The sequence below is a fragment of the Kitasatospora sp. NPDC048662 genome (assembly GCF_055587065.1).
Genome location: NZ_JBVJHA010000002.1, coordinates 302,741 through 328,374 on the forward strand (window position 1 = coordinate 302,741; position 25,634 = coordinate 328,374).

The window sequence follows — 25,634 nt, forward strand, 5'->3', positions numbered from 1 at the left end:
CGCGCCCGCGTCCTCACGACGAAGCCCTCCGGGCCGTCGTACCGCGCCCGTGTCCTCACGACGAAGCCCTCCGGGCCGTCGTACCGCGCCTGAGGTTCACAACGAAGCCCTTCGGGCCGTTGTGCTGTGCCCGATGTTCACAACGAAGCCCTTCGGGCCGTTGTGAAGCGGGGCCGGTTGTTCAGGTCCCGGTGGTCCGCCGCGTCCGTCCAACCGCCCTCCTCGCGGAAGATCCACGGGACCTGCCCGCCCTGGGTGTCCGCGTGTTCGATCACCACCGCGCCGCCGGGCCGCAGCAGCCGGGCGGCGACCCGCTCGATGCCGCGGATGGTGTCCAGGCCGTCCTCGCCGGAGAACAGCGACATCTGGGGGTCGTGGTCGCGGGCCTCGGGGGCGACGTACTCCCACTCGGTGAGCGGAATGTACGGCGGGTTGCTGATCACCAGGTCGAACCGGCCGTCCCAGGCCCGGTCGTCGGCGAACGCCTTGGTGGCGTCGCCCTGGTGCAGGTGGACCCGGGCCCGGTCGGGGCTGGCCTCGATGTTGCGTCGGGTGTAGGCGATCGCGCCCTCGTCGAGTTCGAACGCGTGCACCGTGGAGCGCGGCAGCTCCTGGGCGAGCGCCAGCGCGATCGCCCCGGAACCGGTGCACAGGTCGACCACCAGCGGCTCGGCGACGTCCATCGCGCGGACCGCCTCTATCGCCCACTCGACCACCGACTCGGTCTCCGGCCGGGGCACGAACACCCCGGGGCCGACCTCCAGTTCGAGGTAGCGGAAGAACGCCCGCCCGGTGATGTGCTGCAGCGGCTCGCGCTGCTCGCGCCGGGAGATCGCCTCCCAGTAACGGGCGTCGAAGTCCCCGTCCGGCACGGTGTGCAGCTGGCTGCGCTTCACGCCGTGGATGTGCGCGGCCAGCTCCTCCGCGTCGAAGCGCGGCGAGGGCACGCCGGCCGCGGCCAGGCGCTGGGTGGCCTGGGCCACCTCGGCGAGCAGCAGGTTCATCCCACGGGCCCCTTAGCTAGGCTCAGTTCTCCTGCGCGGCGGCCAGCTTGGCCGCGGCGTCGGCGTCCACACAGGACTGGATCACCGCGTTCAGGTCGCCGTCCAGCACCTGGTCCAGGTTGTACGACTTGAAGCCGGTGCGGTGGTCGGAGATGCGGTTCTCCGGGAAGTTGTACGTCCGGATCCGTTCGGAGCGGTCGACCGTGCGGACCTGGCTGCGGCGGGCGTCGGACGCCTCCCGCTCGGCCTCCTCCTGCGCGGCGGCCAGCAGCCGCGAACGCAGGATGCGCATCGCCTGCTCCTTGTTCTGCAGCTGGCTCTTCTCGTTCTGGCAGGACGCGACGATACCGGTCGGCAGGTGGGTGATCCGGACCGCGGAGTCGGTGGTGTTGACCGACTGCCCACCCGGGCCGGAGGAACGGTAGACGTCGATCCGCAGGTCGTTGGCGTGGATCTCCACCTCGACCTCCTCGGCCTCCGGGGTGACCAGCACGCCCGCGGCGGAGGTGTGGATGCGGCCCTGCGACTCGGTCGCGGGCACCCGCTGCACCCGGTGCACGCCGCCCTCGTACTTCAGCTGCGCCCAGACGCCCTGGCCGGGCTCCGCGTTCCCCTTGGTCTTCACCGCCACCGAGACGTCCTTGTAGCCGCCGAGGTCGGACTCGTTGGCGTCGATGATCTCGGTCTTCCAGCCGACCCGCTCCGCGTACCGCAGGTACATCCGCAGCAGGTCGCCGGCGAACAGCGCGGACTCCTCGCCGCCCTCGCCCGCCTTGACCTCCAGGATGACGTCCTTGTCGTCGCTCGGGTCGCGGGGCACCAGCAGCAGCCGCAACTCCTCGGTGAGCTCCGCCTGGTGGGCTTCGGACGCCTTCGCCTCGGCGATGAAGTCCGAGTCCTCGGCGGCGAGTTCGCGCGCGGCGACGATGTCCTCGCCGGCCTGCTTCCAGGCCAGGTAGGTCCGGGTGATCGGGGTCAGCTCGGCGTACCGCTTGGCCAGCTTGCGCGCGTTCGCCTGGTCGGCGTGCACGGACGGATCGGCCAGCCTCTTTTCGAGGTCGGCGTGCTCGACGAGGAGCTCTTCGACTGCCTCGAACATCGGGTGGTCCTACTTCCGTGAGTGCCGAACAGGGGGGTGGTGAGGGGAGAGACGCGAACGGCGCCGGCCCGAACGCCCCCGTGAAGTACACGAGGACGCCCGAGACCGGCGCCGCGGAAGCGCTAGGCCTTGTTGCCGGAGAGCTTCTTGCCGAAGCGGGCCTCGAAGCGGGCCACGCGGCCACCGGTGTCCAGAATCTTCTGCTTGCCGGTGTAGAACGGGTGGCAGTTCGAGCAGACCTCGGCGCGGATCTCACCGCTGGTCTCGGTCGAGCGAGTGGTGAACTCGTTGCCACAGGTGCAGGTCACCTTGGTGACCACGTACTCCGGGTGAACGTTGGACTTCAACGGATTCTCCTAGCTGATCGGGAGGGCACCGGGTCGGCGGATGTGGATATCCGCACGTGAACCGGGACCGACGGACCAGTGTGCCAGCACTGCCCGCTTCTTCCCAAACCGGGAGGCGGCGCGAGCTATTCCGCGCCCCCGGGCACGGCCGCCGCGCCCGGGTGTATCGACGCCGTGGCGGACGGGGAGCTCTCCGCCGGGTTGCTCGGCTGCTCGGAGACCACCGGCTGCGGCACCGGCCGGTCGGCCCGCATCGCCGCCCACAGCTGCTGGGCGTCCGGTTCCTTCGGGAGCACCCGGTTCGGGTCGCTGGGGGCGTACCCCACGGGCAGCGTGACCATGGTGAGCTGGTCCGGGCCGATCTGCTTCAGGGTCTGCGCCAGCCCCACCAGGGAACTCACCGAGGCCAGTTCGGAGTCGGTGGTGAGCGCCCGGGTCAGTTTGTCGCCGAGGCTCCACGCCGCCACCGGGTCGGCGGCCAGGCCCAGCGTGTCGATCCGGCCGAGCATGGCCCTCACCATCTCCTTCTGGAGCTCGATCCGCCCCAGGTCGCTGCCGTCGCCGACCCCGTGCCGGGTGCGGACGAACGCCAAGGCCTGCTGCCCGCCCAGGTGGTGGCTGCCGGCCGCCAGGTGCAGTCCGCTGTCCTGGTCGTCTATCGGCACGGTGGTGGTGACGTCCACGCCGCCGATCGCGTCGATCAGCGAGGCGAAGCCGGCGAAGTCCACCTCGACGAAGTGGTCCATCCGCATCCCGGTGAGCTGCTCGGTGGTCTTCACCGCGCAGACCGGGCCGCCGACCTCGAACGCCGAGTTGTACATCGCGCTGCGGACCGCCGGCACGGGCTTGCCGTCGAGGCCGGTGCAGGCGGGCCGGGCGACCAGGGTGTCGCGCGGTATGGAGACCACCGAGGCGGCGGTGTGCGACTGGTTGACGTGCACCACCATGGCGGTGTCCGAGCGGGCGGTGTCCCCGGTGTCGCCGCCGGCCAGGCTGCCGTTGGCGCCGGAGCGCGAGTCGGAGCCGAGCACCAGCAGGTTGAACGAGCCGTCGGTGGAGGCGGGCGGGCGGGCGCTGCCCAGTTGCCCGGAGATGTCGACGCTGCGCAGGTTCGAGTTCAGCTTCCAGTAGGCGAGCCCGCCGAGCCCCACCACCACCAGCACCACGGCGGCCAGCGCGAACAGCGTGATCCGCAGCCCGCGGCGACGCGCGGTGCGGCCCTTCCGGTGCTCGGCCATATCGCCTCATTTCGCCCGTAGTGCGACCTTTCGAGCATAAGTGACGCACCGGTAGGGCGAGCCGGTTCTGAACGCCGCATGAGAAAAGCCCGAGACCCCGCACCGCGCGGAGCGGTACGGGGTCTCAACAGGGCGTGACCAGGTCAGTCGCCGGAACCCGGGGTGTTCTTGGCGATCTGCATCAGGAACTCGGCGTTCGTCTTGGTCTGCTTCATCTTGTCCAGCAGCAGCTCGATCGCCTGCTGCGAGTCAAGGGCGTGCAGCACCCGGCGGAGCTTCCAGACGATGGAGAGCTCCTCGTGGCCGAGCAGGATCTCCTCCTTGCGGGTGCCGGAGGCGTCCACGTCGACGGAGGGGAAGATGCGCTTGTCGGAGAGCTTCCGGTCGAGCTTGAGCTCCATGTTGCCGGTGCCCTTGAACTCCTCGAAGATCACCTCGTCCATCCGCGAGCCGGTCTCGACCAGCGCGGTGGCCAGGATGGTCAGCGAGCCGCCGTTCTCGATGTTGCGCGCGGCACCGAAGAACTTCTTCGGCGGGTACAGCGCGGTCGAGTCGACACCGCCGGACAGGATGCGGCCGGAGGCGGGCGCGGCCAGGTTGTAGGCGCGGCCCAGGCGGGTGATGGAGTCCAGCAGGATCACCACGTCGTGGCCCAGCTCCACCAGGCGCTTGGCGCGCTCGATGGCGAGCTCGGCGACGGTGGTGTGGTCCTCGGCCGGGCGGTCGAAGGTCGAGGAGATGACCTCGCCCTTCACCGACCGCTGCATGTCGGTGACCTCTTCCGGACGCTCGTCGACCAGGACGACCATCAGGTGGCACTCGGGGTTGTTGTGGGTGATCGCGTTGGCGATCGCCTGCATGATCATGGTCTTACCGGTCTTCGGCGGGGCCACGATCAGACCGCGCTGGCCCTTGCCGATCGGCGACACCAGGTCGATGATCCGGGTGGTCAGCACACCCGGGTCGGTCTCCAGGCGCAGCCGCTCCTGCGGGTACAGCGGGGTCAGCTTGCCGAACTCGGGGCGGCCGCGGCCGCTGTCCGGGTCCATGCCGTTGACGGAGTCCAGGCGCACCAGCGCGTTGAACTTCTCGCGGCGCTCGCCGTCCTTCGGTTGCCGGACGGCGCCGGTGATGGCGTCGCCCTTGCGCAGGCCGTGCTTGCGGACCTGGGCCAGCGAGACGTAGACGTCGTTCTGGCCGGGCAGGTAGCCGGAGGTCCGGACGAACGCGTAGTTGTCGAGGATGTCCAGGATGCCCGCGACCGGGATCAGGACGTCGTCCTCGCTCAGCGGGACCTCGGGGCCGCCCGCGCCCTCGAAGCCGTCGCGGCGACGGCCCCGGCGGTCACGGTAGCGGCCGCGGCGGCCGCGGCGGCCGTCGCCGAACTCGTCGTCCTCGTAGCCGCCCTGCTGCTGGGCGCCGCCGCCCTGCTGCTGGCCCTGGCCCTGCTGCTGGGTCTGCTGGCGGGACTGGCCGCCGTCCTGCTGCTGGCCGCCGCCCTGCTGCCGGTCGGCGCGGTCGCGCTCGCGGCGGTTGCGGCGGTCCCGGCGGGACTCGCGGACCTCGTTGTCGCCCTCGGCCGTGGCGGCCTCGGTGCTGCGCTCGGTGCGCTCGCCGCCCTCGCGGCGGTCGCGGCGGTCCCGGCGCTCGCGGCGCTCGGAACGGCCCTCGCCCTCGGCGGCCTGGCGCTGGCCCTCGGCCTTGGCGTCGGCGGCCGGCTGAGCCTGCTCGGTGGTGGTGGCGGTGGCCTCGGCGGTCGGCGCACCGGCGGCCGCGGTGGCGCGGCGGCGCGGACGCTCGGTCCGGGTGGTGGCGGCCGCGGTGTCGGCGGCGGCCTGCACCGGGATCTCGATCTGCGCCTGCGGCTGCGGCTCGGTGGCGGCGGCGGTGCGGGCGCGGCGGGTTGCCCGCGGCGGGGCCGCTGATTCACCCTGCTCCTCGGCGGCGGCCGGAGCGGCCTCGGCGGCGGGAGCAGCCGACTTGGCGGCCTTCTTGGCGGCCGGAGCGGCGGGGGCGGAGCCGCCCGCGAGCAGCGGGTCTCCGCCGCTCTTCTCCTTGATGGCCTCGATCAGCTGGCTCTTGCGCATCCGTCCGGTACCGCTGATCCCGAGGGTCGAGGCGAGCTTCTGGAGCTCGGCCAGGACCAGGCCGTCCAGGCCGGCGGCAGCGGTACGACGGCGTCGCGCCGGAGCCGCAGGGGCGGCGGCAGCGTCCGACGCCTCGGCATCCGGGCGCGCGCCCATCAGATCGGTGGTGTCGCTCACTAAGGGTCCTTCCCTGGAGCGGACGTCGGCCTGTCTGGCACGGCGACCGGTTGTGCTGTCCTGCCCAGCATCTCTATGTGCTGGTCAGGGGCTGGATTCCCGCGGAAGGCTGGTCCTTCCGGGGAGCTGCGAAGTGCGGTGCACTGTGGTGCGAAGGTGGCGCGGACGGCCGGTACCGACCTCGCTGCGCCTGTTGATGCCCGGGCCCCCGTCGCGCGGCGGCAGTTCGGGCCCCGCCCGGCCAGGCCTCAGTGCAGAGGCTGCGGGTGGGAGTCTGGTGCCGTCACGGCCTCGGGATGGGCCGCAGTCGCGCAGGCAGGCTGCGTACGCGGTGTGGCGGGCTCCCGGAGAATCGTGATCCCGAGCTTCCGGCCCCCGTGCGGACGGGGGAACGGGATCGGGATGCGTCGCACCGGGCCCCGGAGGGCATCTGGTGCAGCAATGAGGTTAACACTACCGACCCCCTGACACATTCCCCAGCCCTTTGTTTGTCAATCGTGTCCGTCTCACATGTCGAGCGGCAGAACGGTCGCACCGGTGCGGTCGAGCTCCAGCCGGTGCGCCGCGAACTGCGGCCCCGCGAAGTTCAACAGCTTCTCCGCGCCGGCCTCGTCGGTGAGCGCGAGCACCGTCGGTCCGGCGCCCGAGATGACGGCGGGTACGCCCTCGGCGCGCAGCGCGGCAACCAGGGCGGCGCTGTCGGGCATGGCGGAGGCCCGGTAGTCCTGGTGCAGGCGGTCCTCGGTGGCGGTGAGCAGCAGTTCGGGGCGGCGGGTGAGCGCCTCGACCAGCAGCGCGGCGCGGCCGGCGTTGACGGCGGCGTCGGCCAGCGGAACGGTCTTGGGGAGGAGACCGCGGGCCGTCTCGGTGAGCACCTCGGTGAAGGGCACGAACACGACCGGGACCACCCGGTCGGAGGGGTCGAGCGTGATGGTGCGGGCGGTGCCGTCCTCGGTCCAGGCGACGGTGAAGTTGCCGCGCAGACAGGCCGCGACGTTGTCGGGGTGGCCCTCCAGCTCGGAGGCGAGGGCGAGCAGCGCGTCGTCGCCGAGGGCGGAGGCGCCGCCGATGGTGACGGCGCGGGCGGCGACGATGCCGGCGCAGATCGCCGCGGACGAGGATCCCAGGCCGCGGCCGTGCGGTATGCGGTTGGCGCAGACCACTTCGAGGCCGCGGGGCTGCCCGCCGAGCCGGTCGAAGGCGGCGCGCAGCGAGCGGACCAGCAGGTGGCGCTCGTCGCGGGGCAGGGTGTCGGCGCCCTCGCCGGCGATGTCCACGCTCAGGCCGGAGTCGGCGACCCGGACCACCACGTCGTCGTAGAGCCCCAGGGCGAGGCCGAAAGCGTCGAAGCCGGGGCCGAGGTTGGCGCTGGTCGCGGGGACGCGGACCCGGACGGCGGCGGCGCGGAACGCGGGACCGGCCATGCGGTGGACACTCCTGAAAAGTGGGGGAGGCCCGGACGACGGGGCCTGCGGTGGTACGACGGCGGGAGGTCGAAGGGAGCGCGCAGCATGGCGCGGCCCGCCGGGGTCCAGCGTATCGAAGAGAGGTTCCAGAGCGGTACACCCTGCCCGGCCCGGATCTGCCGTGTTGCCACAAGAAGCGGAAAAGCGCCGGTCGGATGACCTGAAAGCGGTGCAGAAGCCGTTGAGCGGCAGGCCTGGTCGGGCCTGCCGCTCAACGGGGTTGACGCCGGATCAGTCGGGTCAGTCGAGCAGGCCGAGGCGGCGGGCGGCCGTCTCCGGGTCGATCGGGACGATCTGCGGCTGCGGCGCGCCGGCCACCGCCCAGTCCGGGTCCTTGAGGCCGTTGCCGGTGACGGTGCAGACGATCCGCTGGCCGGGGTCGACCAGTCCGGCCTCGGCCTTGGCGAGCAGGCCGGCCACCGAGGCGGCCGAGGCGGGCTCCACGAAGACGCCCTCCTGCGCGGCCAACAGGCGGTAGGCGGACAGGATCTGGCGGTCCGTCACCTTGTCGATCAGGCCGCCGGACTCGTCCCGGGCGGCCAGCGCGTAGTCCCAGGAGGCCGGGTTGCCGATCCGGATCGCGGTGGCGATGGTCTGCGGCTTGAGCACCGGGGCGCCGTCCACGATGGGCGCGGAGCCGGACGCCTGGAAGCCCCACATCCGGGGGGTGCTGGTGGCGAGGCCGTCGGCCGCGTATTCGCGGTAGCCCTTCCAGTAGGCGGTGATGTTGCCGGCGTTGCCGACCGGGAGGACGTGGATGTCGGGGGCGTCGCCGAGCATGTCGACGATCTCGAAGGCGGCGGTCTTCTGGCCCTCGATGCGCACCGGGTTGACCGAGTTGACCAGGGCGACCGGGTACTTCTCGGAGAGTTCGCGGGCGAGCGTGAGGCAGTCGTCGAAGTTGCCGTCCACCTGGAGGATCTTCGCGCCGTGCACCAGCGCCTGGCCCATCTTGCCGAGGGCGATCTTGCCCTGCGGGACGAGCACGGCGGACACCATGCCGGCCCGGACCGCGTATGCGGCGGCGGAGGCGGAGGTGTTGCCGGTGGAGGCGCAGATGACGGCCTGGGCGCCGTCCTCCTTGGCCTTGGAGATGGCCATGGTCATCCCGCGGTCCTTGAAGGAGCCGGTCGGGTTGGCGCCTTCGACCTTGAGGTAGACCTCGCAGCCGGTGCGCTCGGAGAGCACCTGGGCGGGGACGAGGGGTGTGCCGCCTTCGAGCAGGGTGACCACGGGGGTGGAGTCGGTGACCGGGAGGCGGTCGCGGTACTCCTCGATGAGGCCGCGCCACTGGTGGGTGTGGGTGCCTCGGGCAGCGTTTTCGGCAAGGGCGTTCATGGTTCTTCCTACTCCCCTTCGACCCGCATGATGCTGGCCACGTCGCGCACGCTGTCCAGTGCGCGGAGCTTGTCGACCGTCGCCGACAGGGCGGCGTCGGTGGCGCGGTGGGTGACCACGACGAGTGCGGCGTCGCCGTCGCGGCCCTGCTGGCGCACGGTGTCGATGGAGACGCCGTGCTCGGCGAAGACCGAGGCGACCTGGGCGAGCACGCCGGCCCGGTCGTCCACGTCGAGGCTGACGTGGTAGCGGGTGACCACCTCGTCCATCGGCTTGGCGGGCAGCTGGGTGTAGACGGAGTCGCCGGGGCCGGTGGTGCCGTTGACCTTGTTGCGGCAGACCGCGACCAGGTCGCCGAGGACCGCGGAGGCGGTCGGCGAACCGCCCGCGCCGGGGCCGTAGAACATCAGCCGGCCGGCCGCCTCGGCCTCGACGAACACCGCGTTGTAGGCCTCCCGGACGGAGGCCAGCGGGTGGCTGAGCGGGATCATCGCCGGGTGCACCCGGGCGGTGACCGAGCTGCCGTCGGCGGAGCGCTCGCAGATCGCCAGCAGCTTGACCACGCAGCCCATCTGCTTGGCGGAGGCGATGTCGGCGGCGGTGACCTCGGTGATGCCCTCGCGGTACACGTCCGCGGCGGTCACCTTGGTGTGGAAGGCGATCCCGGCCAGGATGGCGGCCTTCGCGGCGGCGTCGAAGCCCTCCACGTCGGCGGTCGGGTCGGCCTCGGCGTAGCCCAGCGCGGTGGCTTCCTCCAGCGCCTCGGAGTATCCGGCGCCGGTGGTGTCCATCTTGTCGAGGATGAAGTTGGTGGTGCCGTTGACGATGCCCAGCACCCGGTTCACCTTGTCGCCGGCCAGCGACTCGCGCAGCGGGCGCAGCAGCGGGATGGCGCCGGCCACGGCGGCCTCGTAGTAGAGGTCGACGCCGGCCGTGGCGGCCGCGGTGTGCAGTTCGGCGCCGTCCTTGGCGAGCAGCGCCTTGTTGGCGGAGACCACCGAGGCGCCGCCCGCGAAGGCTTTCAGGATCAGCGACTTGGACGGCTCGATGCCGCCCACCACCTCGATCACCACGTCGATGTCGCCGCGGCCGACCAGGGCCTCGGCATCGGTGGTGAGCAGGTGCTCGGGCACCCCGGGGCGGGGGCGCCCGGCCCGCCGTACCGCGATGCCCGCGAGCTCCACCGGGGCGCCGATGCGCGCGGCGAGGTCGTCGGCTGTCGTCGTCATGATGCGCGCCACCTCGGAGCCCACCACACCACAGCCCAGCAACGCCACCTTCAGCGGGCGCGTACGCATCATCCGACTCCGCTCTGCATTCTTCGGTCCCCGCCGGGGCGATTCGGTGTCCCCGGGGGCTTTCCTGTCCGTACCAGTCTCCGGGACTTTCCGCACGGATCTACGGCCGGTCCACGTTCTGAGACGAAAATTTCGTCAGCCGATATCGAGGCGCAGGAGATCCTCTTCCGTCTCGCGGCGGACGATCACCCGGGCCGAGCCGTCCGCGACGGCCAGCACGGGGGGCTTGAGGGCGTGGTTGTAGTTGCTCGCCATCGACCGGCAGTAGGCGCCGGTGGCGGGCACCGCGATCAGGTCGCCGGGGGCCAGGTCGGCGGGCAGGAAGGCGTCCTTGACCACGATGTCGCCGGACTCGCAGTGCTTGCCGACCACCCTGACCAGCATCGGTTCGGCCTCGCTGGTGCGGGAGACCAGCGCCACCGAGTACTCGGCGTCGTACAGCGCGGTGCGGATGTTGTCGGACATGCCGCCGTCCACGCTGACGTAGGTGCGCAGGCCCTCCAGCCGCTTGACGGTGCCGACCTCGTACAGCGTGAACGCGGTCGGGCCGACGATCGCCCGGCCGGGCTCCACCGAGATCCGAGGGGCCGTCAACTGTGCTGCGGCGCACTCGCGTCGGACGATCTCGCCGAGCGAGACGGCGATCTCGGCGGGCTCGCGCGGGTCGTCGTCGGGGGTGTACGCGATGCCGAGGCCGCCGCCGAGGTCGATCTCCGGCAGCTCGACGCCGTGCTCGTCGCGGACCTCGGCGAGCAGGCCGACCACCCGGCGGGCGGCCACCTCGAAACCGGCGAAGTCGAAGATCTGCGAGCCGATGTGCGAGTGGATGCCGCGCAGTTCCAGGGAGGGCTTGGCCAGCACCCGGCGGACCGCCTCGGCGGCCAGACCGCCGGACAGCGACAGGCCGAACTTCTGGTCCTCGTGCGCGGTGGCGATGAACTCGTGGGTGTGCGCCTCGACGCCGACGGTGATCCGGATCAGCACCGGCTGGCGGACGCCCCGCGCCCCGGCGATCTCCGCCAGGCGGTCGATCTCCTGGAACGAGTCGACCACGATGTGCCCGACGCCGGCCTTCACGGCCTGCTCCAGCTCGTGCGCCGACTTGTTGTTGCCGTGCAGCGCGATCCGCTCCCCCGGCATGCCGGCCGCCAGCGCCACGTGCAGCTCGCCCAGGGAGCACACGTCGACGTTGAGGCCCTCCTCGTGCAGCCAGCGCACCACGGCCTTGGACAGGAACGCCTTGCCCGCGTAGTACACGTCCGCGTCGTCGCCGAAGGCGTCCCGCCAGGCGCGGGCGCGGGCCCGGAAGTCGGCCTCGTCCAGCACGTACGCGGGGGTGCCGAACTCGGCGGCCAGGGTGCGGACATCGACGCCGCCGACGGTGGCTGCGCCGTCCGCGCCGCGGGTGACAGTGTGCGACCAGATCTTCGGGTCGAGGGCGTTCAGGTCGGCGGGCGGGGCCTGGTAGTGGCTCTCGGGCAGCACGTCGCCGTGCCGGGGACCTGCGGGGTGGGCGGAGCGAGACATGTGCGGTACTTCCTCGGCCTATGGCAAGGGGCGGCGGCCGGTCTCCGTCGACCGGTCCGCCGCCCCCGCTCGTGCTGCGCTTGGGGGTTGTGGTGCTTTACATCCGCTCGGGGGCGGATACGCCGAGCAGACCGAGGCCGTTGGCGAGCGTCGTTCGCGTGGCGTCGGCGAGCCAGAGGCGGGCGTGCGTGAGGTCGGTGACCTCCTCGTCGCCCTTCGGCAGGATCTGGCAGTTGTCGTAGAACCGGTGGTAGGCGCGGGCCAGCTGCTCCAGGTAGGTGGCCACGTGGTGCGGCTCGCGCAGTTCGCCGGCCTTGGCCAGCACCCGCGGGAACTCGCCGAGCTGACCGAGCAGGTTGTTCTCCCACTCGGTGTTCAGCAGCTCCGGTTTGAACTCCGCGCTGCGGGCGATGCCCTTCTCCACGGCGTTGCGCTGCACGGAGCACATCCGGGCGTGCGCGTACTGCACGTAGAAGACCGGGTTCTCGGCGGTCTGGCTGGTGACCACGTCGATGTCGATGGTGATGGTGGAGTCGGTGGACTGGCGCACCAGCATGTAGCGGGCGGCGTCCACGCCGATCCAGTCGATCACGTCGTCGATCGTGATGATGTTGCCCGCGCGCTTGGAGAGCCGGACCTCCTTGCCGTCGCGCAGCATCTTCACGAACTGACCGATCATCACCTCGATGTTGCGGTCCATGTCGTCGCCCGCGCAGGCCGCGATGGCCTTGAGGCGGTTGACGTAGCCGTGGTGGTCGGCGCCGAGCATGTAGACCGAGACCTCCGCGCCGCGGTCCCGCTTGCTCAGGTAGTAGGCGGCGTCGGCGGCGAAGTAGGTGGTCTCGCCGTCGGCCTTGATCAGGACGCGGTCCTTGTCGTCGCCGAAGTCGGTGGTGCGCAGCCAGATCGCGCCGTCCCGGTCGAAGACGTGGCCCTGCTCGCGCAGCCGCTCCATGGCCTGCTGGACGGCGCCGGAGTCGTGCAGCGTCTTCTCGGAGAACCAGGTGTCGAAGTGCACCCCGAACTCGGCCATGGAGCGCTGGATCTCGGCGACCATCAGCTTCAGGCCCTCGGTGCGGAAGGCCAGCAGCTGCTCGTCCTCGGGCAGCTCCAGGATGCCGGGCACGCCGTCGGTGACGGCCTTGGCGATGTCGTTGATGTACTCGCCGACGTAGCCGTCCTCCGGGACGGGCTGTCCGTTGGCGGCGGCCTTCAGCGACTTGGCGAACTTGGTGATCTGCACGCCGGCGTCGTTGAGGTAGTACTCGGTGGACACCTCGGCGCCGGAGGCCTTGAGGACGCGGGCCAGCGAGTCGCCGACGGCGGCCCAGCGGACGCCGCCGATGTGGATCGGGCCGGTCGGGTTCGCCGAGACGAACTCCAGGTTGATCTTCAGGCCCTTGAGCGCCTCGTTGCGGCCGTACGCCTCGCCCGCCTCGACGATGGTGCGCGCCAGCTCGCCCTGGGTGGCGGCGTCCAGCGTGATGTTCAGGAAGCCCGGGCCGGCGATGTCGACCTTCGCGACGCCGGTGATCTCTCGCAGGCGGGCGGCCAGCGTCTCGGCGACGGCTCGCGGCGGCTTGCCGGCCGGCTTCGCGAGCTGGAGGGCCACGTTGGTGGCGTAGTCGCCGTGGTCCCTGTTCTTGGGCCGCTCGACCGTCACGTGCGCGGGCACGTCGACGGTCAGCTCGCCTGCCTGGATGGCGGCGCTGACGGCGGCCTGGACTGCCTGGGAGAGTTCTGCGGGTGTCACGGGCCCAAGCCTAGGCGAGAGGGGGTGGTCGGCCGCCACTCGGTTTGCCGAGTGGGACGCGCGTCGCGCCGCCCGGTGTGCTTCGTCTCGTCGGACAGCGCCGCAGACCGGCACATCTCATGGGCGTGACTCGTCCGGCGGAACAAGTTCCTGCGCCTGTTCGCTCAAGGCGAAATTACGCGGGGTTTGGACGGGCGGATGAGGAGCGCTGCCGAAGTCGTACGCGAAACGGCGCCCGGCGCCCGCCGCAGCCGGACGATCCATCGCCCGCAGGCGGCGCACCAGCTCGATCAGGTCCGCCGGGTCGAACGGCTTCGCCAGGTAGCCGTCCACCCCCACCGACTCGCCGCGCTCCAGATCCGCCGGGGTGCAGGCGCTCACGATCGCGATCGGCAGGTGCGCGGTCTCCCAGGCGGCGCGCAGCCGGGCCGCCGTCCGCAGCCCGTCCAGCCGGGGCATCACCACGTCCAGCGTCACCACGTCCGGCGCGACCCGGCGGACCACCTCCAGGCACTCGGCACCGTCGGCGGCGGTCACCACCTCGAAGCCCTCCAGCTCCAGGTTGACCGTGATCAGCCGACGGATCGCCTCGCTGTCGTCCACCACGAGGACCCGCCCCGACGTCGCCGCCACCTCACCGAGGGTAGCCGCGCCCCGCCCCGCCCGTCCGGCCTTTGCGCTACTTGCCGGTCACCCCCTGACGGCCCGTCCGGATCCCGTCGCCGGAAACCCGTGCACGGAGCACGGAGTTTCCCTGGTAGTGTTTTCCCCGCAAGGCCGGGTGATCGCAGATCGCCCAGGGCCCCCGTAGCTCAGGGGATAGAGCACCGCCCTCCGGAGGCGGGTGCGTAGGTTCGAATCCTACCGGGGGCACTTCGCGGCAAGTGCGTGAACGAGGCTCAGGTCCAAGTGACTTGGGCCTTTTTCGTTTGCCCTTCACGCTGCCCCGACCGGTACGCTCCCCCGACACCTGAACGAGGGGGGCACCACCATGACCAACACGGTTCCGAACCTGTCCGACGACCGGCTGGCCTGGCTGGCCGTCCGGGACCAGCTGAACAAGAAGGCCCGGCGGCCCGGGGCGTTCGGCTGGTTCACCGCGCTGTTCGGCCTGCTGAGCCTGCGGGCCGGTGCGCGGGCGGCCGGGATGGCCGGGGACATGCGGCGCGAGGCGGCCTCGGGGAAGCTGCACGAGTACGCCTTCGCCGTGGACACCGCCGCAGAGACCCTCACCGCCACCGAGCGCGCGCACCTGCGGGCCACCGGCGAGGTTCCCGCCCACTTCCTGGCCGAGGTCGAACGCCTGGTGGCCGAGCGCAAGAAGCGCTGACCTGCCGTCAACTCGGCTTCCGCTTGCGGTGGTCGCCGCGCAGCACCAGGGCCGGGGTGGCGGGGTCGTAGGCGCCGCAGGCGGTGGTGGACCAGGGGGACCACTGGCGGGGAACGGCGAAGTACGGGACCAGGACGGGGCCCGTGCGGCCGGGGGCGGCCTTGGCGGGGAGCAGCGCGGGCAGCACGTCGGGGGTCTGGCCGGCCAGGATCGCGGTGCGGCAGGAACGGCAGGCGGGGCGCCGGTCCGCGGCGGCCTCGCGGGCTGTGAGGTGGGCCCGTTGGCGGGTCTTGCGGCTCTTCGGCTCTTCGGCGGCGCTCGCGGCCGGGCCGTGCAGCGGGTTGTAGTAGCAGCGGACGGCGAGCGGGCCGGGCCGCTGTCCGGCGTGCAGCAGGTGGGCGGCGGCGAGCCGTTCGACGGCCTGCTCGGCGAGCACCACGGCGGCGGCCAGGTCGGGCAGGTCGGTGTCGCGGTGGTCGGCGCGGTCGAGCAGCCGGCCGGCCGCCTCGTACGCCTCCAGCGCCCACTGGTAGGCCCGGCGGGCGGCGGACTCCTCGGTGGGGAGCTGGAGTTCGGCGGCCTGGAAGACCGCGCCGGCGGTGGTGACCCGCTCGGCGGCGAGTTCGCGCAGCCGGTCCCGGAGGGCTTCCCACTCCCCCAGCACCAGGGCGTTGTGCTCGCGGATCTCCCGGCGGCTCGGGTGCTGTGGGGATGCCGGGGCGGGCCCCGCGGCCTTCAGGAACCACCAGCGGCGGAACACCGCGCCTCCCCCTCGTGTGCGTCGTCGCACCATTGTGGGTCACCCAGGGGGTGAAGCGGCAGGGGGTTTCCGGGGCCGGTCAGCTCGCCCGGGTGACCAGGTCGGCGACGGTGTGGTCGAAGTAGGCGCTGTAGGACGTGTCGTTGGTGTCGCCGCCCTGCTGGTAGCCGCCGATGACGCCTATCACCTGGCCGGTGGCGGCGTCGATGAACGGGCCGCCGCTGGTGCCGTTGGGGAAGGACGGGCCGTCGATGCGCCGCTGGAAGGTGTCCTCGCGGCTGGTGACGTTGGTGCACAGTATCGGCTTCTCGGCGCCGTCCGGGTAGCCGTACAGCCGGGTCTGAACGGTCCAGGCGGCGTTGATGCCGAGCGGGTTGCCCCCGACCACGTCCTCGATCCGGCGGCCGTCGCTGGGGGCGACGGTAAGGACGGCGAAGTCCTCGTCGGGGTCGTTGTCGTTCTGCCAGCCGTCCGCGGTGTACACCTTGGTGACCTGCCAACTCCCGAACGGGGCCTGGCCGTCGTGGTAGCCGGGGACGAAGGTGATGCTGCTGACGCCGGCCAGGCAGTGCGCGGCGGTGAGGATCAGGTCGCGCCCGGGGCTGTCGATGACGCTGGCGGTGCAGAAGTGGTTGCCCGGCCCGATGTCGCCGGTGAACAGCGCGCCGACCCGGACCGATTCGGTGTTGACCGCGGCGGTGGCGGTGACGCCGAGCTTCACGTCCGGTGGCGCGAAGGGCGGGATCTGCCGGGTGAGACCGGCGGTGGGATCGGCGGACCCGGCGGCGTCGGGCGTGCCGGGCGACTCGCCCGCACCGGTCTCCGCGCTCGCACTCGGGCTCGCCTCGGCGGCGGTGCTCGTCACGGGGGCGGGCACGGGGGCCGAGGCGGCCATCGCGACGCTGTCGGCGCTGGTCCGCTGCCGCGGGTCGCGCACGTGGACGGAGAACAGCCCTGCGACGGCTATCACGCCGACCACGCCGACGGCGAGGAACGAGCTGAGGACGACCGGCCGCAGCGAGCGGCGCTTGCGCTGCTTGGAGTGCCGTCCCATGGTGCCCCGTTCCTGCCGACCGGAGGATCGTAGCGGTGTCCGCGTCCATCCCGACGCGGACACCGCTGACCCGAGCTGTCTCAAATATGCGTCGCCGAGCTGGAAATGCCGTGATTCCTGGCTGGGAGACTCGTGAGATTTCCGGTGGCGGACAGCAGGGTCTCATGTCCGGGGCCGGGTACGGGGACGGCGGCACCGGGCGCTCCGGTCAGGCCACCGCTCTGGCCTCGGTCTGGGCGGTCCGGCCCTCGGCCTCGCCCGGGGCGGGCCGGTGGGTGATCATCAGGAACGCGACCACCGCGGCGAACAGCAGGATGCCCATCGCGACGACCGTGGCGACCGCGTAGCCGTGCACCGCGCCCTGGGCCTGGACCAGTGGGTCGGTCGGGTTGCGGGTGGCGAGGTAGCTGGCGGTGACGCTGGCGGCGATGGTGTTGAGCAGCGCGGTGCCGATCGAACCGCCGACCTGCTGGGCGCTGTTGATGATGGCGGAGGCGGCGCCGGTCTCCTGCGGGGCGACGCCGAGGGTGGACAGGTTGATGGCCGGCATGAAGACCAGGCCGAGGCCGATGCCGAGCAGCAGTTCGGCGGGCAGCACCAGGCCGAGGTACGAGCTGTCCACCCGCAGTTGGGTGAGCCAGGCCATGCCGCCCGCGCCGATCAGCAGTCCGGGGACGATCAGGGCGCGGGTGGGGATGCGGGTCATCAGCCGGGAGCCGATGCCGGCCGAGCTGAGGATGATCGCGCCGGTCATCGGCAGGAAGGAGACGCCGGCCCGGATCGGCGAGTACCCCTTGACCACCTGCATGTAGTAGGTCAGGAACAGGAACAGCCCGTACATGGCGATCACCGCGAGGCCGACCGAGAGCGCGCTGCCGGCCCGGTTGCGCTCGCGGACCAGGTGCATCGGCAGCAGCGCGTGCGGAGTGCGCCGCTCGACCAGGGCGAACACGGCGAGCAGGGCGACACCGGTGCACAGCGCGGTGAGCACCAGCCAGTCGCCCCAGCCGCGATCGACGGCCTCGGAGGTGCCGTAGACGATCAACAGCAGTCCGCCGCAGCCGAGCACCGCGCCGGGCAGGTCGAGCCGGACCCGGTGCGAGCGGTCGATGTGGTCGCGGCGCAGCAGGTAGTAGGCGCCGAGCGCGGTGGCCGCGGCGATCGGGCCGTTGACGTACAGGCACCAGCGCCAGCTGAGGTATTCGGTGAGCAGACCGCCGGTGATCAGGCCGATCGCCGCGCCGCCGCCCGCCAGGGCGCCGAAGACGCCGAACGCGGTGGCCCGTTCGCGCGGGTCGCGGAAGGTGATCGACAGCAGCGACAGCGCGGACGGGGCGAGCAGCGCGCCGAAACTGCCCTGCAGGGCGCGGGCGGCGAACAGCATGCCGCCGCTGGTGGCGAAGCCGCCGAGGCAGGACGCCGCGGCGAAGCCGAGCAGGCCGACGATGAAGGTGCGCTTGCGTCCGAAGAGGTCGCCGATCCGGCCGCCGAGCAGCAGCAGACCGCCGAAGGCCAGTGTGTAGGCGGTGATCACCCACTGCCGGTTGGCGTTGGAGATGCCCAGGTCGTGCTGGGCGGACGGGAGGGCGATGTTCACGATCGTCGCGTCCAGGACGATCATCAGCTGGGCGATGGCGATGACCGCCAGGGCCCACCAGCGGCGCGGATCGGCCGGCTGGGTTTCGGGGGCGTGCTGGGAGGTCACCGGTGGACCGCCTTCCGCCGAGTCGGGAATGGGCCTGGATGGCGCGCACGGCGCTCTCTCCAGCCAAACGCCCGATCCGGTCATCGGCAAGGCAGTATGTACGGCTTTGTCACGATTTGGGACGGTGGACCCGGGTGCCCGGCCGCTCGGCCACCCGGGACACTCCTGCGACTACAGCGCGCTCAGCTCCGTCACCAGGTCGTCCAGGCCCAGCGAGCCCTGCGACAGCGCCGCCATGTGCCACGCCTTCAGGTCGAACTCCTCGCCGCGCGCCTCGGCCGCCGCCCGGGCCGCACTCCGGCCGCTCAGCCAGGCCCGCTCGCCGAGCTTGTAGCCGATCGCCTGGCCCGGCAGGCCCAGGTAGCGGACCAGCTCGCTGTCCAGGAACTCGGCGGACAGGCCGCAGTACGCGCCGAAGAACTCCCGGGCGCGCTCCGGCAGCATCGGCTCGCCCGCGGCGAACGGCGAGTCGGCCGGGAACTCCAGCTCGGCGTGCATGCCGATGTCCACGATCACCCGCAGCGCACGCATCATCTGCGCGTTCAGGTAGCCCAGGCGGTGACCCGGGTCGGTGAGGTAACCCAGCTCGTCCATCAGGCGCTCGGCGTACAGCGCCCAGCCCTCCATGTTGGCGCTGACGCCGCCCAGGGTGACCTGGTAGGTGGAAAGCTGGTCCGCCACGTACGTCCACTGCGCGAGCTGCAGGTGGTGGCCGGGGACGCCCTCGTGGTACCAGGTGGAGACCAGGTCCCACTCCGGGAACGCGTCCCGGCCCAGGGTGGGCAGCCAGGTCCGGCCGGGGCGGGAGAAGTCCAGCGACGGCTGGGTGTAGTACGGGGCGGCGGCGCTGCCGGGCGGGGCGATCCGCGACTCCACCTTCAGCAGCGGATCGGCCAGGTCGAAGTGCACGCCCTGCAGGTCGTTGATCGCCCGGTCCATCAGGCCCTGCAGGTACTCCTGCACCTCCTGCTCGCCGCGGATCGCCGGGCCGTCGGTCTCCAGCCACTTCATCGCCTGCATCGGGCTCGCCCCCGGCAGCACCTTCTCCGCCTCGACCCGCATCTGCGCGTCCAGCTCGTGGAACTGCTCCCACGCCCACCGGTACGCCTCGTCCAGGTCCAGGTCGGCGCCCGTCCAGAACCGCACCCAGCGGGTGTAGCGCTCGCGGCCGATCGCGTCGGGGGTGCCCTGGGCGGCCGGACCGTACACCTCGCGCATCCAGTCGCGCAGCTCGGCGAGGGCAGCGGTCGCCTCGACCGCGGTGGCGGTCAGCTGCTCCCGCAGGTGCTCCGGCGCGGGGGCGACCAGGTCGCCGAACCAGCCGCCGGGACGCTCGGACTCGATCCACTCGCCGAACTGGCCGACCACGGTGTCGACCTGGCGCGGCGCCGACAGCAGGCCGCGGCGCACGCCCTCCTCCAGGGTCTGCCGGTACTGGGCGACCGCCTCCGGGAAGCGGGCCAGCCGGCGGCCCAGCCGCAGCCAGTCCTCGTCGGTGTCGGTGGGCAGCAGGGTGAAGATTTCGCGGGTGTTGTGCACCGGCGAGCCCAGGTTGCGGACCGACCGGAACTCCTCGCCCGCGTCGTGCACCGCGAGTTCCGCGGTCAGCCGCTCGCGCAGCAGCCGGGCGCAGCGGCGCTCCGCCTCGTCCCCGATCGGGCCGGCCGCCTCCAGCGCGTCCAGCTCGGCGAGGGTGCGGCGGGCCAGGTCGTCGAGGGCGGCGGTACCCGCCGGGGACAGGTCCGTGAGCCGGTCGTCCTCCGGGTTGAGCCCGAGATAGACCGCGGTCAGCGGGTCGAGCTCGGCAAGGGCGTGGACATAGGAATCGGCGATGCGGCGCGGGGTGGAGCCGCCGGCATGACGGTCGTTCAGTTCATGAGCCATCCGGCCATCCTGTCGCAGCGACGGGCGAATTCAAGCCCCAACCGGAAGGGACCGCGTCAACTGCGTACCGGCCACCGGCGCCGCACCGCCTGCGACGGGTCCCAGACCGGCCGGCCCAGGGTGATCGGACGGAACGCCAGCCCGATCAGCACCGCACAGAAGTGCCCCAGGTCGGTGAAGGTGTGCGAGACCAGCAGCGGCACCAGGTAGAACACCACCAGCCCGCAGCCGTACACCCGCCGCCACACGCCCGCCAGACCCCACGTCAGCACGCCCTCCACCCCGGCCAGCGCGTACGACACCCCGACGTCCACGGTGTTCGCCATGTTCATCGGCAACACGTGATGGTGGACGCCCCAGGCCACCACCCCCTGGCTGATGTACGTCGCCAGGACGTGCGCGCTCAGCGCCACCGTCAGCCAGCGCCCGGTGCCCAGCCAGCGCTCGGCGGGGACGTGGAAGATGTGGAACATCACGAAGTAGAACCAGAAGTTCGCCTGCTCCGTCCAGATCAGGCTGGCCAGCAGGACGTGCACCGGATGCGAGGTCAGCTGGTCAATGTTGGTGGACCGGCTCTGCAGGAAGTAGTGCAGGGCGGCCGGGTCCATCCGGGCCACCACGAAACTGGTGACCGCGAGCAGCAGCAGCCACACGTACGTCCCCGGAGACCTGCCGATCCACCGCCCGACCGCCCGAACCCACCGCACCGGCCGCTCCTCATCATGATCCGCCGAATTCTGCTCACAGTCTGCGGTCGGCGGCAACGGCCCGCCCGGCGATTACGCTGGCACCCATGGCAGCGACCCCGTCCCCCACCCAGGCGGAGCGCCCCCGGCGCGCCACCTACCGCCGACTGCCCGTCCAGCAGCGGCGCGAACAGCTGATCGCCGTCGCCCTCGAACTGTTCGCCGCCCGACCGCCCGAGGACGTCTCGCTGGACGACGTCGCCGAGGCCGCCGGCGCGTCCCGCCCCCTCGTCTACCGCTACTTCGCCGGCGGCAAGCAGCAACTCTACGAGGCCGCACTGCGCAGCGCCGCCACCGAACTCACCCGCCGCTTCACGGTCTCCGCGACCCCCGGCACCCCCACCCAGCAGCTCGGCTCCGTCCTGCACCAGTACTTCGCGTTCGTCGACGAGCACGCCGCGGGCTACGCCGCGCTGCTGCGCGGCGGCTCGGTGGTCGAGACCGCCCGCACCTCGGCCATCGTCGACGAGGTCCGCCGCGCGGCGATCCGGCGCACCCTGCGCCACCTGGCAGTACGGGAGGCCGGCCCGCGACTCACCCTGCTGGTGCGCTCCTGGATCTCCGTGGTCGAAGCCTCCGCGCTCAGCCGACTCGACGAGGGCCGCCAGATCCCGCTCGACTCCCTCTGCGACTGGCTGGTCGACCAGTTCGTGGTGATGGCCGCCGCGACGGCCGTCCGCGACCAGCAGACGGCCGAAGTCCTGCACCACTGGCTCCAGTTGGAGACGGAGGACAGCCCGGCGGGGGTGCTCATGGCTCGCCTTCGGGACATAGGCATGTAAGAGGGCGCGAAACGCAGGCGGGCGCGGGGAAACGGCAGCGGGTGCACAGACAGGGGCGCGGGGAACTGCGCGACAAGCGCACACCGCATCCGCAAGGTCGCGATCAAGTGCAGGTCACTGTCCTGCGTCGCGATCTTGCGGTTGGGTGCCTTCCGCTGCGCGCAGTTCCCCGCGCCCCTGTCTTCGCGCCCTTTCGCTCGCCCGTCAGGTCTCCCGCTGGGGGCGGTACTCCGCCTCCTCGACCCCGAACGTCCAGGCCACGCCCGCCCTCGCGGTGCGGACGGATGGCGGGACGCGCAGGTAGTAGGTGCGGAAGGTGCCGTCCGGTTCGGGGGTGGAGTTGACCACCTCGACCATCACCACCGGTTCGTCGTCCGGGAGTTGGATCCGCCAGAGGATGCCCGTCTCGTCGCGGTGCAGCGGCTCCGCGCCGCTCTCCGCGAGGTAGCGGTCGTAGCCGAAGTGCTCCAGCATGACGCGGCGGAGCTCGGCGTTCTCCTCGGTGCGGATCCGCTCCACGGTGAGGCCGGTCAGCTGTTCCAGGAAGTCCGCGGGGACGGGCATGCCGCGCCACGCGTACAGCGCGAAGCCGTCGGCGTAGGCGAGGGCGGGACCGTCGGCGCGGTCGAGGCGGCCGGCCTCGTCGCGGTGCAGGGCGACGGGGCGTTCGCTGAGCAGCACGGTGTTCTCGTACGGCCACCACCAACCGGCCTGTCGGGCGACCCCGGCCAGCGCGGCGAGGGCCTCGTCGCCGGTGCCGGCGGTGTCGAAGGCGGCGAACCAGGCGGCGTCGTGCTGGCCGGCGACGGCGTCGAGCAGGGCGAGGCGGGCCTTGGCGCGGGCTTCGCCGGCCACCCGGCGGAGTTCCTTGTTCTCGGGCTTGCGGGATTCCTCCCAGCCGAGCGGTTCGGGCTCGGGGGCGAAGTGGTCGAGCAGCGCGGCGCGGACGCGTTCGGCGGGCAGTGCGGTGGTGGCGGCGAGTTCGGCGCCGGTCGCACCCCAGATCTCGGCCCAGCCGGCGGGGCCGTGCGCGGCGAACGCGGCGTCGCGGGCGCGTTCCCAGGCGGCGGTGCGCACCTGCTCGCGCAGGTTCGCGCCGAACTCCTCGCGGTGGTCGAGCAGTTCGGTGACGGCGGCGAGCGGCGAGGGGCGCCAGCGGAACTCGGCGGGCTCGGCCAGCCCGGCGGCCCGGTAGGCGGCCCGGACGGCCTGTTCGGCGGTGGCCCGGTCGGCCGGTCCGGTGGCGGCGGCGACCGCCCGCCAGTGCGCCACCGAGGCGTCGGCCGGACGGCCGGTCAGCTGCGTGCTCATCAGTTCTGTCCTCACTCTCTTGCGGGGTGTGCCGGGCTCAGTCCGCGACGATCCGGACCGCGCCGGGCGCGTACTCGCGCTGCCGGACCACCCGGAACCAGCCGGTGGGCAGCGCGATCGCCGCGTGCTCCTCGTGCACGACCTTGCCGCCCTCCGGCAGGTGCAGCCAGGCGCGGCCGAACGGGCCGGACTCGCGCAGCAGTTCACCCGGGCCGACCACCGCGTGGGCGTGGCCGGTGACTTCGCCGAGGGCCAGCACCAGCCGGCCGCGGCCGTCCCGCGGCTGGCGCGGCAGGTGGGCCACCGCGGCCGGGACCGCGCTCTGTTCGACCGGCACGATCAGTACGTCACCCTGGCGGTACACGAAGGTCCTCCCGCGGTCGGGTCCGGCCGGGCGCCGGACGTCCCGACCGGAAAACTAGGCGGTCCCACCGACAACACCACGCCAGCAAACTCCCCGTGCGGGTGAACGTCGGGGGCGGCTGGTAGACAGGGTCAGGCCCCACGACGAGCAGCGAGGAGCGGCGCATGACCATCAATCAGCACATCGAGGAGTTCCACGGCCTCCCGGTCACCGACTTCCGGACCGCCGAGGCGGAGGGGAAGAAGCTGCCGGCAGCCGCGGCGACCGCCTGGCGGATCGGGCTGGACTACGAGGAGGAGCGCGAGTTCGGCGAGGTCTGGGCGGCGTTCCTGAAGACCGTCGCGCTGGAGGAGGTCACCGCGCTGGTGATCGGCCCGTGGTTCTCCGAGGAGCCGGAGTCGCTGTCCGAGACGCTGCCGGTGGTGCTCGCGTCCGCCGACCGCTTCCCCGCGCTGCGGGCGCTGTTCATCGGCGACATCATCATGGAGGAGTGCGAGATCTCCTGGATCCAGATGTGCGACATCACGCCGGTCCTCGAAGCGTTCCCGCAGTTGGAGGAGCTGGTGGTGCGCGGCTCCGACGGCGACTACGACGGCAAGGACCCGCTCTCCCTGAAGCCGGTGAAGCACCAGAAGCTGAAGGCGCTGCGCTTCGAGGCCGGCGGCCTGCCGGGCTCGGTGGTCCGCTCGGTCGCCGCCTGCGACTTCCCGGCGCTGGAGAAGCTGGAACTGTGGCTGGGCGTCGACAACTACGGCGGCGACTGGACGATGGAGGACCTCGGCCCGTTCCTGTCCGGCGCCAACCTGCCGTCGCTGACGTACCTGGGCCTGCAGAACGCCGAGCAGCAGGACCGGATCGCCGCCCTGGTCGCGCAGGCCCCGGTGGTGCCCCGGCTGACCGGGCTGGCGCTGTCCATGGGCGCGCTCACCGACGAGGGCGCGGCGGCGCTGCTGGAGGGCCAGCCGCTCAGCCACCTGAAGAAGCTCGATCTGCACCACCACTACCTCACCGAGGGCATGCAGAAGCGCCTGCGGGACGCCCTGCCCGACGTCGAGATCGACCTCTCCGACGCCGAGGACCCGAACGACAACTGGCGCTACGTCGCCATCTCCGAGTAGGAGAGCGCGAGTTGACGTCGCCACAGCTGGTCGTCCTGGGCTGCCCGGGGCACCGGAGGGTCACCCTGTTCGCCGCCGCGGCCCGCGCCGCCGGCCTGCCGGAGCCCGCCGTGCTGAGCTGGTCCTCGGTGCTGCGCGGACGGTACGAGCTGCCGCCCGGCGCGGTGGTCCGGGTCGATTCGCCCGGCGAGGACCCGGAGGCCGACCGGCTGCTGCGCGGCGCCGCACTGGGCGACGGCTACGCCGCCACCCGGGTCGAGGGCGGTCCGGCCTGGTACGCGGGCGTCACCGCCGCGCTGCGTGAGCTGGCCGCCCGGCCCGGGGTGCGGATGCTCGGTGATCCGGAGGAGATCGCCGTGATGTTCGACAAGCGCCGCGCGCATGCCGTGCTGGCCGCCGCCGGGGTGCCGGTTCCGCCCGCGCTGCCCGGCGAACTCCCGTCCTCCTTCGAGGAGTTGCGGGAGCGGATGGAGTCCGCCGGGATGCGCCGGGTGTTCCTCAAGCCGGTGCACGGCTCGTCCGCCTCGGGGGTGGTGGCGCTGGAGTTCGGCCCGCGCGGGCAGGTCCAGGCCACCACCTCGGTGGAGGTCGCCCCGGACGGGCTGCACAACTCGCTGACCGTCCGGCGCTACCGCGACGCGGCCGAGGTCGCCGCACTGGTCGACCGGCTCGCCCCGGAGGGCCTGCACGTCGAGCAGTGGGTACCCAAGTCCGGGCAGCGCGGTCTCGCTGCGGACCTGCGGGTGCTGGTGGTCGGCGGCCGAGCCACCCATGTGGTGGTCCGCACCAGCCGGCACCCCATGACCAACCTCCATCTCGGCGGCGCACGAGGCGAGTTGGCGTCCGTCCGGGCCGCCGCCGGCGACACTTGGCCCACCCTGCTCGCCACCGCGGAGGCCGCCGCGGGCTGCTTCCCGCACGCCCCGATGGTCGGCGTCGACCTGCTCCCGCGCGCCCGCTGGCGCCGTACCCTGGTCGGCGAGGTCAACGCCTTCGGCGACCTCCTCCCCAAGCTCCCGGGCCTGGCGGACGGCCCGGCCCCGGGACTCGACACCTACGCGGCGCAGTTGGCTTCGCCGAAGTATTCGGAAGCTCTCCGCCGGAGCTCCGCGACAGCCCCTCTCCCGAGCCCCGCGTCCCCTCCGGGGGCGGAACCGCACGAAGCGGAAGAGCAGCCCCGGCCGAATCCGCCGCTCACACGGCCGGTTGACGCCCCGGCCGCGTAACCCGAAGGAACCCCGTTGCA

General features: G+C 72.2%; 22 protein-coding genes and 1 tRNA gene. 5 read left to right on the forward strand and 18 right to left on the reverse strand.

The window, feature by feature from the left end; translation table 11 throughout:
- Positions 1–137: 137 nt before the first annotated feature.
- The 11 genes from prmC to ACZ6R9_RS07365 all read right to left on the reverse strand — a co-directional run bounded on the left by prmC (position 138) and on the right by ACZ6R9_RS07365 (position 13,967).
- Complete coding sequence (gene prmC, locus ACZ6R9_RS07315; RefSeq protein ID WP_380482223.1) at positions 138–1,004, reverse strand: peptide chain release factor N(5)-glutamine methyltransferase; 867 nt, start codon at positions 1,002–1,004, stop codon at positions 138–140.
- Positions 1,005–1,026: 22 nt separating this feature from the next.
- On the reverse strand, positions 1,027–2,103 hold the full coding sequence (prfA, locus tag ACZ6R9_RS07320; protein WP_380482225.1) for a peptide chain release factor 1: 1,077 nt from the start codon (positions 2,101–2,103) through the stop codon (positions 1,027–1,029).
- Between the two features lie 122 nt (positions 2,104–2,225).
- Positions 2,226–2,450 (reverse strand): 50S ribosomal protein L31, encoded by a 225-nt coding sequence (rpmE, locus tag ACZ6R9_RS07325; protein ID WP_380482227.1) that lies wholly within the window; start codon positions 2,448–2,450, stop codon positions 2,226–2,228.
- 125 nt (positions 2,451–2,575) lie between these two features.
- Positions 2,576–3,688 carry an LCP family protein gene (locus ACZ6R9_RS07330; RefSeq protein ID WP_380482229.1) on the reverse strand — a complete coding sequence of 371 codons (1,113 nt, stop codon included), beginning with the start codon at positions 3,686–3,688 and terminating at the stop codon, positions 2,576–2,578.
- A 143-nt stretch (positions 3,689–3,831) separates the two neighbouring features.
- Positions 3,832–5,952 carry a transcription termination factor Rho gene (gene rho, locus ACZ6R9_RS07335; RefSeq protein ID WP_465537039.1) on the reverse strand — a complete coding sequence of 707 codons (2,121 nt, stop codon included), beginning with the start codon at positions 5,950–5,952 and terminating at the stop codon, positions 3,832–3,834.
- A gap of 506 nt (positions 5,953–6,458) precedes the next feature.
- On the reverse strand, positions 6,459–7,376 hold the full coding sequence (gene thrB, locus ACZ6R9_RS07340; protein ID WP_465537041.1) for a homoserine kinase: 918 nt from the start codon (positions 7,374–7,376) through the stop codon (positions 6,459–6,461).
- A 282-nt stretch (positions 7,377–7,658) separates the two neighbouring features.
- Positions 7,659–8,756, reverse strand: coding sequence for a threonine synthase (thrC, locus tag ACZ6R9_RS07345; RefSeq protein ID WP_380482235.1), 1,098 nt, complete (start codon positions 8,754–8,756; stop codon positions 7,659–7,661).
- A gap of 8 nt (positions 8,757–8,764) precedes the next feature.
- On the reverse strand, positions 8,765–10,057 hold the full coding sequence (locus tag ACZ6R9_RS07350) for a homoserine dehydrogenase (protein WP_465537042.1): 1,293 nt from the start codon (positions 10,055–10,057) through the stop codon (positions 8,765–8,767).
- A 132-nt stretch (positions 10,058–10,189) separates the two neighbouring features.
- Positions 10,190–11,581 carry a diaminopimelate decarboxylase gene (gene lysA, locus ACZ6R9_RS07355; RefSeq protein WP_465537044.1) on the reverse strand — a complete coding sequence of 464 codons (1,392 nt, stop codon included), beginning with the start codon at positions 11,579–11,581 and terminating at the stop codon, positions 10,190–10,192.
- Between the two features lie 97 nt (positions 11,582–11,678).
- On the reverse strand, positions 11,679–13,334 hold the full coding sequence (argS, locus tag ACZ6R9_RS07360) for an arginine--tRNA ligase (RefSeq protein WP_380482240.1): 1,656 nt from the start codon (positions 13,332–13,334) through the stop codon (positions 11,679–11,681).
- Between the two features lie 117 nt (positions 13,335–13,451).
- Complete coding sequence (locus ACZ6R9_RS07365; protein ID WP_380482242.1) at positions 13,452–13,967, reverse strand: response regulator; 516 nt, start codon at positions 13,965–13,967, stop codon at positions 13,452–13,454.
- A 168-nt stretch (positions 13,968–14,135) separates the two neighbouring features.
- On the opposite strand from ACZ6R9_RS07365, the gene ACZ6R9_RS07370 reads away from it, so the two are divergent.
- Both ACZ6R9_RS07370 and ACZ6R9_RS07375 read left to right on the forward strand, forming a co-directional pair.
- A tRNA-Arg gene (locus tag ACZ6R9_RS07370) sits at positions 14,136–14,207 on the forward strand.
- A 118-nt stretch (positions 14,208–14,325) separates the two neighbouring features.
- Entirely contained in the window at positions 14,326–14,664 is a 339-nt protein-coding gene (locus tag ACZ6R9_RS07375; RefSeq protein WP_380482244.1) for a hypothetical protein, read from the forward strand.
- A 7-nt stretch (positions 14,665–14,671) separates the two neighbouring features.
- On the opposite strand, the gene ACZ6R9_RS07380 is transcribed toward ACZ6R9_RS07375, so the two are convergent.
- From ACZ6R9_RS07380 to ACZ6R9_RS07400, 5 genes are all read right to left on the reverse strand, one after another.
- Positions 14,672–15,424 (reverse strand): hypothetical protein, encoded by a 753-nt coding sequence (locus ACZ6R9_RS07380; RefSeq protein WP_380482245.1) that lies wholly within the window; start codon positions 15,422–15,424, stop codon positions 14,672–14,674.
- Between the two features lie 79 nt (positions 15,425–15,503).
- Entirely contained in the window at positions 15,504–16,478 is a 975-nt protein-coding gene (locus tag ACZ6R9_RS07385) for a trypsin-like serine peptidase (RefSeq protein WP_465537047.1), read from the reverse strand.
- Positions 16,479–16,686: 208 nt separating this feature from the next.
- Positions 16,687–18,267 (reverse strand): MFS transporter, encoded by a 1,581-nt coding sequence (locus ACZ6R9_RS07390; protein WP_380482247.1) that lies wholly within the window; start codon positions 18,265–18,267, stop codon positions 16,687–16,689.
- Between the two features lie 87 nt (positions 18,268–18,354).
- Positions 18,355–20,067 (reverse strand): DUF885 domain-containing protein, encoded by a 1,713-nt coding sequence (locus ACZ6R9_RS07395; protein ID WP_465537050.1) that lies wholly within the window; start codon positions 20,065–20,067, stop codon positions 18,355–18,357.
- 56 nt (positions 20,068–20,123) lie between these two features.
- A complete protein-coding gene (locus ACZ6R9_RS07400) occupies positions 20,124–20,774 on the reverse strand; it encodes a rhomboid-like protein (RefSeq protein WP_465537052.1) in 651 nt (216 codons plus the stop codon).
- 86 nt (positions 20,775–20,860) lie between these two features.
- Between ACZ6R9_RS07400 and ACZ6R9_RS07405 the strand changes: the two genes are divergently transcribed.
- The gene (locus ACZ6R9_RS07405) at positions 20,861–21,595 is read left to right on the forward strand and encodes a TetR/AcrR family transcriptional regulator (RefSeq protein WP_465537053.1); all 735 of its coding nucleotides are present in this window, start codon (positions 20,861–20,863) and stop codon (positions 21,593–21,595) included.
- Positions 21,596–21,799: 204 nt separating this feature from the next.
- Here ACZ6R9_RS07405 and ACZ6R9_RS07410 read toward each other — a convergent pair whose 3' ends face one another.
- A complete protein-coding gene (locus ACZ6R9_RS07410) occupies positions 21,800–22,906 on the reverse strand; it encodes a DUF6745 domain-containing protein (protein WP_465537055.1) in 1,107 nt (368 codons plus the stop codon).
- Positions 22,907–22,943: 37 nt separating this feature from the next.
- Entirely contained in the window at positions 22,944–23,270 is a 327-nt protein-coding gene (locus tag ACZ6R9_RS07415) for a hypothetical protein (protein WP_380482255.1), read from the reverse strand.
- 164 nt (positions 23,271–23,434) lie between these two features.
- Here ACZ6R9_RS07415 and ACZ6R9_RS07420 point away from each other — a divergent pair, with 164 nt between their 5' ends.
- On the forward strand, positions 23,435–24,388 hold the full coding sequence (locus ACZ6R9_RS07420) for an STM4015 family protein (RefSeq protein WP_465537056.1): 954 nt from the start codon (positions 23,435–23,437) through the stop codon (positions 24,386–24,388).
- Positions 24,389–24,399: 11 nt separating this feature from the next.
- Positions 24,400–25,614: an STM4014 family protein gene (locus ACZ6R9_RS07425; RefSeq protein ID WP_465537057.1), complete on the forward strand. Its 1,215-nt coding sequence runs from the start codon at positions 24,400–24,402 to the stop codon at positions 25,612–25,614.
- The last annotated feature ends 20 nt before the right edge of the window (positions 25,615–25,634 follow it).

What these genes read in the sequence shown, in the direction of transcription:
- lysA (WP_465537044.1), bottom strand. Translation starts at nt 11,581, where the DNA reads ATGTCTCGCTCCGCCCACCCCGCAGGTCCCCGGCACGGCGACGTGCTG.
- thrB (WP_465537041.1), bottom strand. Translation starts at nt 7,376, where the DNA reads ATGGCCGGTCCCGCGTTCCGCGCCGCCGCCGTCCGGGTCCGCGTCCCC.
- ACZ6R9_RS07330 (WP_380482229.1), bottom strand. Translation starts at nt 3,688, where the DNA reads ATGGCCGAGCACCGGAAGGGCCGCACCGCGCGTCGCCGCGGGCTGCGG.
- ACZ6R9_RS07395 (WP_465537050.1), bottom strand. Translation starts at nt 20,067, where the DNA reads ATGGCTCATGAACTGAACGACCGTCATGCCGGCGGCTCCACCCCGCGC.
- thrC (WP_380482235.1), bottom strand. Translation starts at nt 8,756, where the DNA reads ATGAACGCCCTTGCCGAAAACGCTGCCCGAGGCACCCACACCCACCAG.
- ACZ6R9_RS07375 (WP_380482244.1), top strand. Translation starts at nt 14,326, where the DNA reads ATGACCAACACGGTTCCGAACCTGTCCGACGACCGGCTGGCCTGGCTG.
- ACZ6R9_RS07405 (WP_465537053.1), top strand. Translation starts at nt 20,861, where the DNA reads ATGGCAGCGACCCCGTCCCCCACCCAGGCGGAGCGCCCCCGGCGCGCC.
- ACZ6R9_RS07350 (WP_465537042.1), bottom strand. Translation starts at nt 10,057, where the DNA reads ATGATGCGTACGCGCCCGCTGAAGGTGGCGTTGCTGGGCTGTGGTGTG.
- prfA (WP_380482225.1), bottom strand. Translation starts at nt 2,103, where the DNA reads ATGTTCGAGGCAGTCGAAGAGCTCCTCGTCGAGCACGCCGACCTCGAA.
- prmC (WP_380482223.1), bottom strand. Translation starts at nt 1,004, where the DNA reads ATGAACCTGCTGCTCGCCGAGGTGGCCCAGGCCACCCAGCGCCTGGCC.
- ACZ6R9_RS07385 (WP_465537047.1), bottom strand. Translation starts at nt 16,478, where the DNA reads ATGGGACGGCACTCCAAGCAGCGCAAGCGCCGCTCGCTGCGGCCGGTC.
- ACZ6R9_RS07390 (WP_380482247.1), bottom strand. Translation starts at nt 18,267, where the DNA reads ATGACCGGATCGGGCGTTTGGCTGGAGAGAGCGCCGTGCGCGCCATCC.
- ACZ6R9_RS07420 (WP_465537056.1), top strand. Translation starts at nt 23,435, where the DNA reads ATGACCATCAATCAGCACATCGAGGAGTTCCACGGCCTCCCGGTCACC.
- ACZ6R9_RS07410 (WP_465537055.1), bottom strand. Translation starts at nt 22,906, where the DNA reads ATGAGCACGCAGCTGACCGGCCGTCCGGCCGACGCCTCGGTGGCGCAC.